At 61.5% G+C, this 8842-nt stretch carries 6 protein-coding genes and 1 pseudogene; 5 read left to right on the forward strand and 2 right to left on the reverse strand.

Features of this window, described 5'->3' with window-relative positions; genetic code table 11:
- Positions 1 to 105: 105 nt before the first annotated feature.
- A complete protein-coding gene (locus tag ABDB81_RS21030) occupies positions 106 to 2013 on the reverse strand; it encodes a PAS domain S-box protein (protein ID WP_346813391.1) in 1908 nt (635 codons plus the stop codon).
- Between the two features lie 283 nt (positions 2014 to 2296).
- On the opposite strand from ABDB81_RS21030, the gene ABDB81_RS21035 reads away from it, so the two are divergent.
- Positions 2297 to 3439, forward strand: a complete 1143-nt coding sequence (locus ABDB81_RS21035; protein WP_346813393.1) for an aromatic ring-hydroxylating dioxygenase subunit alpha — start codon at positions 2297 to 2299, stop codon at positions 3437 to 3439.
- A gap of 28 nt (positions 3440 to 3467) precedes the next feature.
- Here the strand turns inward: ABDB81_RS21035 and ABDB81_RS21040 are convergent, their stop codons facing one another.
- On the reverse strand, positions 3468 to 4568 hold the full coding sequence (locus ABDB81_RS21040) for an alkene reductase (protein ID WP_346813395.1): 1101 nt from the start codon (positions 4566 to 4568) through the stop codon (positions 3468 to 3470).
- A 129-nt stretch (positions 4569 to 4697) separates the two neighbouring features.
- On the opposite strand from ABDB81_RS21040, the gene ABDB81_RS21045 reads away from it, so the two are divergent.
- The 4 genes and pseudogenes from ABDB81_RS21045 to ABDB81_RS21060 all read left to right on the forward strand — a co-directional run bounded on the left by ABDB81_RS21045 (position 4698) and on the right by ABDB81_RS21060 (position 8642).
- Complete coding sequence (locus ABDB81_RS21045; RefSeq protein ID WP_346813396.1) at positions 4698 to 6281, forward strand: phospholipase D family protein; 1584 nt, start codon at positions 4698 to 4700, stop codon at positions 6279 to 6281.
- Positions 6282 to 6374: 93 nt separating this feature from the next.
- Positions 6375 to 7583: pseudogene (locus ABDB81_RS21050) on the forward strand (DUF6402 family protein).
- Positions 7580 to 7942 carry a hypothetical protein gene (locus ABDB81_RS21055; RefSeq protein WP_346813398.1) on the forward strand — a complete coding sequence of 121 codons (363 nt, stop codon included), beginning with the start codon at positions 7580 to 7582 and terminating at the stop codon, positions 7940 to 7942. The pseudogene ABDB81_RS21050 and the gene ABDB81_RS21055 overlap by 4 nt, the downstream one beginning before the upstream one ends.
- A 364-nt stretch (positions 7943 to 8306) precedes the next feature.
- On the forward strand, positions 8307 to 8642 hold the full coding sequence (locus ABDB81_RS21060) for a hypothetical protein (RefSeq protein ID WP_346813399.1): 336 nt from the start codon (positions 8307 to 8309) through the stop codon (positions 8640 to 8642).
- Positions 8643 to 8842: the final 200 nt, after the last annotated feature.

Genomic DNA, 8842 nt, shown 5'->3' on the forward strand with positions numbered 1-8842 from the left:
GGGTGTGGGCGGTGCCTGCCAGCCCATGACCTACCGCTGGTTTTCGCCCCTCTCCCATTGCATGGGAGAGGGGCGAAAACCAGCGGGATTTGTTCGCTATTTACCTCACTCCCCCCCGATCACCTTCAGCAACACATCCAGCTCGATCGGTTTCACCAGGTGCGTATGGAACCCCGCCGCCTTGGTCTGCTCCCGATCCGAGGTCTGGCCGAAGCCGGTGAGCGCCACATACCGTGTATTGGAAAGCGCAGGCATGCCGCGCAGCGCGTGGATCACGGCGAAGCCGTCCATGCCGGGCATGGCAAGGTCGATCAAGGCAACCTCGGGACGGACGCGGGCGGCGGCGTGAATGGCTTCCATGCCGTCGTAGGCGATGGTGACTTCGTGGCCAGACATTTCCAGCAGGATCGACATGCTGTCGGCCGCATCCCGGTTGTCGTCGACGAGCAGGATACGCAGGCGGTGGCCGGGCGTGGTGGCGCCCCCGTCGGGGGGATGAGCGGTGTCGTGTGTCGCGGCCAGCGGTAGCTGCACCGTGAACGCGGCACCCAGCCCCGGCCCCTCACTGGTGGCGGTGATCGAGCCGCCGTGCATTTCCACGAGAGAGCGGCACAGCGACAGACCGATGCCCAGGCCGCCCTGCGCACTGCTGCCGGGTCGATCCTCCTGCACGAACAGGTTGAAAATCGATTCGAGCGAGCTGGAGGAGATGCCACGCCCGTGGTCGATCACCTGAATGACCAGCGTGCGCTGGCGTACCGAGGCGGCCACAGCGATAGCTGCGCCCGGCGCCGAAAATTTCGATGCGTTGAGCAGCAGGTTCTGCATGACCTGGGTGAGCCGCGTCTTGTCGACGAACAGCGGCAGGGCGCCGGCGTCGGTGGTGACCGTGACGGTCTGCGATTTCGCGGCCAGGGCCGGCTCGGCAGCTTCGATGCCGAGGGTCAGGATCTCCGTGGCATCCACGGCTTCGTGACGCAGGTCGATTTTTCCGGCGGCGATGCGGCCGACATCGAGCAGGTCGTCAACCAGCCTCGTCAGGTGCGACATCTGGCGCTCGACCAGCCCCACGCTCTTCTGCATTGCGGCGGAATCGTCCGGGCGCAACTGCATCACCGTCAACGCATTGCGCATGGGCGCCAGCGGGTTGCGCAGTTCGTGCGAGAGCGTGGCCAGGAATTCGTTCATGCGTTGTTCGGATTGCTCCAGTTCCGCCAGCCGCTTGCGCTCGCTCATGTCGCGCGTGACCTTGGCGAAGCCGCGCAAGGCGCGTTTCTCGTCGTAGATGGCCGTGATCGTCACGTTGGCCCAGAACAGCGAACCGTCCTTGCGCACACGCCAGCCTTCGTCCTCGACCCGGCCTACCTCGCGGGCGATGACCAATTCGCGGCCCGGCTTGTCGGTGGCCAGGTCCTCGGGCGGATAGAACACCGAGAAATGCTTGCCAAGAATCTCGTCGCGGCGATAGCCCTTGATATAGGAGGCGCCCGAGTTCCAGCTGACCACATGGCCGCCCACGTCGAGCATGAAGATGGCGTAGTCCTTGACGCTTTCCACGAGCAGCCGGAACGTCTCCTCGCTCTGGCGCAGTTCATCGGCAGTGCGCCGTTGCTCGGTCATGTCGCGCGTGACCTTGCCAAAGCCGATCAGTTCGCCCTGTTCGTCGTGCAGCGCAGTAATGATGACGTTGGCCCAGAACCGAGACCCATCCTTGCGCAGGCGCCAGCCTTCGTCCTCGAACCGCCCCTGGCGGGCAGCCGCCTCCAGTTCGATGGCCGGCCAGTTGCGGGCGTTGGCCTCGTCGGTATAGAAAACCGAAAAATGCTGGCCGAGGATTTCCTCGCGCGTCCAGCCCTTGATCCGCTGCGCGCCGGGATTCCAGCTGGTGATATGCCCGGTGGCATCGAGCGAGAAGATGGCGTAGTCGGTGATCGACTCCACCAGGGTGCGATACGAGGCAGGGTTCTTGCCGGTCTCGGGGCGAGATCCCGGCGCAGGGGCGGCGCGGGTCATGTCGATACGTACACGACGGTATGTAAGTTGCCGGCAAGCATACCCCCGTTTGCGGCAGGCAGAGGATTCGGACTGAATTGTGTTGCAAATCAGTCGTCCGGACAGGGCGCTACATGGCGCTCCACCCGTTCGGAGGTTGACGCGGCACGTACGCCCCGCCGACGCCAGTCGGATAAAAGCTGACAGACCGCGGCATGGCCGTTACGCTAGAGTCGATTGTCTAAGGGTCCGCACCCATGATCCCGATCCCACAATCTTCACCGCCGCTCCCGGAGACGCCCGCATGTACGCAGAGTCCGCGCTAGACCGCCGTTCCACCGATCCCGTCACGGGAGCGGTGGCCGATGCCTCGGTCGGTTCCGCAAATGCGGTGCGGCCCGAGGCGCCGCCGCGAGACTTGCGCCGCGTGCCGATCCATCCCGACTACTGGTATCCGCTGGCGTGGTCGCGCGAAGTCAAGGCCGGCAAGGCCCATGGCGTGACCTTCGCGGGCGATCCGATCGTGATTGTGCGCACCGCCACAGGCAAGCTGTTCGCGCTGGAAGATCGCTGCGCGCACCGGCAGGTGCCGCTGCATGCTGGCGTGGTGGACGGCGAGGCCATCCGCTGCTGCTACCACGGTTGGACCTACGATTGCTCGGGCCGCTGCATCGACGTGCCCTATCTAGGCAAAGAGCGCCTGCCCAACGGCGTGCGCGCCTATCCGTGCGAAGAGCGCGCCGGGCTGATCTTCGTGTTTCCGGGCAACCCGGCGCTGGCTGCCGAGCAGCCGCTGCCCGAGTTCGCGTCGGTGACCGATCCGAAGTACAAGACTCGCCGCCTGGGCCGTGCAGTGAAGTGCCACTACTCGTTCATGCACGAGAACCTGATGGACATGAACCATCAGTTCCTGCATCGCAAGCAGATGGGCATGATGCGCGCGCGCTCGTTGGGACGGCGCCGGGGCGAGGGCTATGTGGAGGTCGATTACACGTTCGAACGCGAGCAGGGCAAGCAGCCCGTGGGCGAAGCCTTGGTGTTCGGCAAGGACGGGGGGCAGAACAACAAGGACGTGATGACGGTTCGCACCGGCTATCCGTATCAGACGCTGCAGATTCGTACTTCGTCAGGCACGCTGGTGATGGACCTGTGGATTGCCTATGTGCCGCTTGACGCGGCGCAGCGCACCAATCGCACCTTCGGCACGTTGTCGATCCGGCGTCCCGGCGTGCCGTTTGCGCTCGACCTCGCCTGGCCGCTGCTGGTCTGGTTCACCGAACGTATCTTCAAGGAAGACCGCGAGATCGTGGAAATGGAGCAACGTGCCCACGACAGTCAGGGCGAGGACTGGAATCACGAGGTCTTCCCCGTCATCAAGGAATTGCGCGAGCTGCTGCGTGAATGCGGCGCCCGCACCGTGATTCCGATTCACCCCGTGCAGGGGTGAACGTCCTCGTTTCGCTTCGGCGTTTGGCTCAGCTTGCCTGAGCCAGCGTCGGGTAGTCGGTGTAACCGCGTGCACCCAGGCCACCTGTGTCGTACAGCGTGGTCGGGTCTACCGCATTGAGCGCCGCCTGTTGCTGCAGGCGCTCCACCAGATCCGGATTGGCGATGTAGGCGCGCCCGAATGCCACGGCATCGGCGGCGCCGCTGTCCAATGCAGCCTGCGCGGCAGTCTGATCGAAACCGTCATTGGCAATCACCACACCACGGAACGCGCGTTTGAGCGCGGGCAGCAGGGCGCCTTCGCCACGGGTTTCGCGCACGAACAGAAACCCTATGCCGCGTTGGCCCAGCGCCTGCGCAACGTAGCCGAAAGTCTGCGCGGGCTGGGAATCGGACATCGAATGGCTGGGTGAACGCGGCGCCAGATGCACGCCCACGCGGTTCGCGCTCCAGACAGCGGTGACGGCATCGGTCACTTCGAGCAGGATGCGCGCGCGGTTTTCCACCGAGCCGCCGTAGGCGTCGTCACGCGCGTTGCTGCCGTCCTGCAGGAACTGGTCGAGCAGGTAGCCGTTGGCCGCGTGGATCGTCACACCGTCAAAGCCGGCTGCCTTGGCATTGGCCGCAGCGCGCCCGAAATCGGCCACCACCGATTGGATTTCCTCCACGGTCAGCGCGCGCGGCACCTCGTACGGACGTTGCGGACGCAGCAGGCTGACGTGGCCATCGGCGGCGATGGCGCTCGGTGCCACCGGCTGGCGGCCCTGCAGCAGGGCGGGATCCGAAATCCGCCCCACGTGCCAGAGCTGCGCCACGATACGGCCACCGGCGCGATGCACGGCATCGGTCACCTGTTTCCAGCCAGCCACCTGCTCGTCGCTCCAGATACCCGGCACGTTGGCATACCCGACGCCGTCCGGGGAGATGGGCACGCCTTCCGAAATCAGCAGGCCGGCACTGGCGCGCTGGGCGTAGTACTCGGCCATCACGGCGTTCGGCACATGTACCGGATCGGCCGCACGCAGGCGGGTCAACGGTGCCATGACGATGCGGTTGGGTAGTTGGAAGTCTCCGATCGACAGTGGATCGAAGAGGCTGGGCCGGGCGGGCTGGGCGGACTGGATCGACATAACAATATTCGCGAAAGCTATATAGCTTGCATGATGAAAGTATCGCTAGCTTAGCAGGGCGGAGTACTATCGCAAGCGTCTGTTTCGCGTAAGTCCATTGTTCCGACTGGAACAATCACCGGAGACGGCATGACGTTCGGGACTCGATCGGCGCCTGCGTGGGCATCGCGCCTGTGGATGATTTTCGTGGCCGGGTTGTTCTCGGCGTGTGCCAGCCTGCCGCCACGCCCGCAGTTGCCGCCCGAGGCCGCGCGGCAGGACACCGCCGATACGGCACTGGCGCGGGGCCTGGCCCCAAGGCTGGCGGAGCACCCTGGCGAATCGGTGTTCTATCCACTGCTGGCCGGCACCGACGCTTTTGCCATGCGCATTGCGCTGGCGCGCACGGCCCAGCGCAGCCTCGACATCCAGTACTACATCTTCGACGCCGACAGCACCGGCCTGACCCTGCTCGCGGAAATCATGGCGGCAGCGGACCGTGGCGTGCACGTGCGCGTGCTGCTCGACGATATCCATCTGGCAGGGCAGGACAAACCGCTCTCGGCCGTGGACGCACATCCGAACATCGAGGTACGGGTGTTCAACCCGTTCGCCAGCCGCAATGTGCGGCTGTTCGAGTATGTGACGGCGTTCCGGCGTATCGATCGGCGCATGCACAACAAGTCGATGACCGCAGACAACCAACTGACCATCGTCGGCGGCCGCAATGTGGGCGATGCCTACTACGGCGCAGCGGATACCGACTTCACGGACCTCGACCTGCTGGCGGGTGGACCGGTGGTGCCCCGGGTGTCGGCGGTATTCGACGATTACTGGAACAGCGAGGCGGCCTATCCGCTATCCGCACTGGCCAAGCCGCTCTCCGGGGACGAAGGTGACACGCAGCGGCAGAAGCTGCGCACCTACCTCGACGAACACGCGGTAGCCATGCGCGCCACGCCCTATGGCAAATCGGTGCTCGAAACCGGCATCGTGCAACTGCTGTCGCAGGACAAGCTGATCAGCTATTGGGGGCAGGCCACCGTCATTGCCGACCGCGCCGCCAAAGTCATGGCCCCGCCCGACGACAACTCCACGCACGCCATTCCGCAGCTTGTGAAGTTCCTCGAAGGCGCCCGGCACGACCTGACGCTGATTTCGCCATACTTCGTGCCGCCCGATTCCGCCATGACGTGGTTGACCGACATGCAGAAGCGCGGCGTGCAGGTCCGCATCCTGACGAACTCCTATGGCGCCACCGATGTGTCAGCCGTCCACGCAGGCTACGCGCACCGCCGCCGCGCACTGCTGGAGGCGGGCGTGATCCTGTACGAACTGAAACCCACAGCCTATGCCGAACTGGCCAAGCAGAAACGGCGCCACGGCCCCGGCGGCAGCAGCCGTGCCAGCCTGCATGCCAAGACGTATATGGTGGATCGCCACCAGCTGTTTATCGGCTCCCTGAACCTGGACCCGCGCTCGGCCCGGCTCAATACCGAGATGGGCATCGTGGTGGATAGCAAGGAACTGTGCGACATGCTGAGCCAGGGCGTGGACGAGTCCCTGCTGGACGCGGCTTACCAGGTGGTGCTGTCCGAAGACGGAAAATCGCTGGAATGGGTGACGCGGGAGGATGGGGTACTGCGGATCTACAAGAGCGAACCGGACATGAACGCGTGGGACAAGTTCAAGCAGGCGGTGTTGAGGATGCTGCCGGTGGAGGAGGAGCTTTGATGTTGACGTCCCGGTTGTCTTTTAGGAGTTCTGCGATTTAAAGCTGTGTGACGCACCTGCTAGAACGTGACATCGCTAGCGGAGTGAGTCGACATGAGTGCTTCAGGACCGCAGTATCCCCTTCTGGAAAAGGGCTTCCTCCTTCCATCCTGGAAGGACAAAGGCAATACGTGCATTCCCGTCGATGCCGCGCGTTGTGCCTTGTCACTCAGCCGCTCGCCCCCGAAGCTCCGCGACCAGCCACCCCCGCCGCCAGCACCCAAGATAGCCGCCGTACCTACGCGGCCCCCCAAGGGTCTGATAGAAGGGTTTCGTGATTTTCACGAATGGCTGAACACGCCACCCCCTCCCAAACCACCGAAACCGCCAGCAGCGCCAGCCACGGCCGCGCCTGCGGTCAAGACGCCTCCTATCAAGCCTTTCGATTTGCAGGACATCCCGGCAGCGATGGACCGGATCGGATGGCCAATGGCGGCGAAGATTCAGCGGAAATGGTTTTCGGGGGAGTTGAATTATGTGAGTACGAAGGAGGGCGAAGTTAAAGCGATCAATCACGAAGGAAAGCCATTTCCCGAAACCATGATTGATACCACGACTATCAAACTGGATTGGATACTTCAGTTTCCGCGTGCAAAGGAAAAGTTTGATGAGCTTTTGACGGGGACATTATTTAACTAACGAGCAAGAGCGGCGCTCGCAAAAAAATTTGGGACGATAAAGACATCCCCATATTGTGTTAATGCCTGGAGGATGTGCGACGAGGATATTCATGCCCAGCATCGAGTCTTCCAATACCAACTGATTGGAGTGGATGATGGTATTGCGGCTAAGCTTGCCATGGCAGCAAAAGGAGTAGCGGCCCCGAACGGTGTTTGGATGGATGATTTATATGGGACACTTGGAACCTTCTCTTTTTACGCAGCCATTGATAGCTACACCTATTTTCGCCTACGCCCGGGGCGAACTCGCCTTACTATCTATGGTGTTTCCATTTACATGCGGGATGCCTTCACGTTTCTTGATCGAACCAGGGGAACTCAATACCTTGGACACTGGAACAAGACTGGTTTCATTTTAGTTCCAGCGGCAATTGCGGTGGGCGAAATTTCGGCATCAGATCGTTTCAACTTTGTTGCTCAGCGAAACGACACGGCGTCTGAGAATAATATCTACTATCCTGTGCGAAACAAGGACTACAGGGAATGGCAATTAAAGCACCGACAAGGCGGTGACTTGATTTTATATTCGGACAAATATCGCGTTCCAATGCGAGACCATGTCGTCATGGAGTTTGATCAATGAAGCGCCGTTATTCTGTCCTGCTTATTGTTGCGACAATACTGGTCGGCCTACCGTATTCGTGTGGCGTTTGGGAGCGTGCGCAGGATGCCAAGTGCATCCGAGAAATCCAGCCGACCTATGGGCGGAAGCCAGGAGTGCCACCGAAATACATTGGGGATATTTGTTTTGTCGGGCGGAGTAATCTCGACTATCTCTTTCGGCTGTACGATGCGCAAACGCGCGAGTTGTTGGTGGAGCGTCACTATCGCAGTACTGAAATTGAACTCATATGGGGCGAAGATTTCGTTTGGTATTCGGACGATGAGGGTGTTCGATTGCCGCCAACGTGGCTGGACCGTTTGCGGGCGAAGTTGCCTTGACATTGTTGAAGCGTCACTATTCTGTTCCGCTTTTTATCGTAGGCTTACTGCTCGGCCTTCCGTATTCGTGTGGTACGTGGGAGCGCGCGAAAGAACTCGATTGCATCCGGGAGATCCAGCCGACCTATGGGCGGAAGGCAGGAGTTCCACCGCAGTACATCGGCGATATCTGCTGGGTCGGGAAAGGACGGCACGATTACCTCTTTCGCTTATACGATGCGAAAACGCGCGTATTGTTGGCTGAACGCCAGTATCGCGACACGGACATGCACTTGACGTGGGGCGAGAATTTTGTCTGGTACACCCCGGATGGAGGAGTTAGTTTGCCACCGACCTGGCTAGACCGCCTCCGGGCGAAGCTACCATGACACTCATGAAACGTTTCTGCGCCATTGCACTGATCCTCGTCGCTGCATTATTCGCTGGCATCCCATATGCATGGGGACTATGGACGCGGTCGCAAATGGGCGAATGCATGCGGCAATATCAGCCTGCGTATGCGCGAGGGATGGACGGACCACCCAAATACTTCGGTGAAATATGCTTCGTCGGTGGAAGAGATACGTTTCTCTTTCGCCTTTACGATGCCAAATCGCGTGAACTGCTGGTGGAAAGATTATTCTTCGACGCCGACAGACAGTTGATCTGGTACGACGGAGGTGTGATTTACAACATGGGCGCTCCCCCGAGGGGGAATTGAAGTTTCCGCCAACCTGGCTAGACCGCCTCCGCGCGAAATTGCCTTAACGCCCACGAAGCGTTGCTGTGCTGAATCACTGGTTCTCGTATCCCCTCTGCCGGTTTTCTCCCCTCTCCCGCGAAGTGGGAGAGGGGCGGGGGAGAGGGGCGGCGGTGCAAATTGCGATGTGGTCGGCAAGCAGGGCGTCGGGGGGGGGGGGG

Origin of the sequence: Cupriavidus sp. DL-D2 (assembly GCF_039710735.1) — a bacterium.
In the GTDB taxonomy this organism is placed as follows: Bacteria; Pseudomonadota; Gammaproteobacteria; order Burkholderiales; family Burkholderiaceae; genus Cupriavidus.

Excerpts from the sequence above, each read along its gene's own strand:
- ABDB81_RS21030 (WP_346813391.1), bottom strand. The coding sequence starts at position 2,013 with ATGACCCGCGCCGCCCCTGCGCCGGGATCTCGCCCCGAGACCGGCAAG.
- ABDB81_RS21035 (WP_346813393.1), top strand. The coding sequence starts at position 2,297 with ATGTACGCAGAGTCCGCGCTAGACCGCCGTTCCACCGATCCCGTCACG.
- ABDB81_RS21040 (WP_346813395.1), bottom strand. The coding sequence starts at position 4,568 with ATGTCGATCCAGTCCGCCCAGCCCGCCCGGCCCAGCCTCTTCGATCCA.
- ABDB81_RS21045 (WP_346813396.1), top strand. The coding sequence starts at position 4,698 with ATGACGTTCGGGACTCGATCGGCGCCTGCGTGGGCATCGCGCCTGTGG.
- ABDB81_RS21055 (WP_346813398.1), top strand. The coding sequence starts at position 7,580 with ATGAAGCGCCGTTATTCTGTCCTGCTTATTGTTGCGACAATACTGGTC.
- ABDB81_RS21060 (WP_346813399.1), top strand. The coding sequence starts at position 8,307 with ATGACACTCATGAAACGTTTCTGCGCCATTGCACTGATCCTCGTCGCT.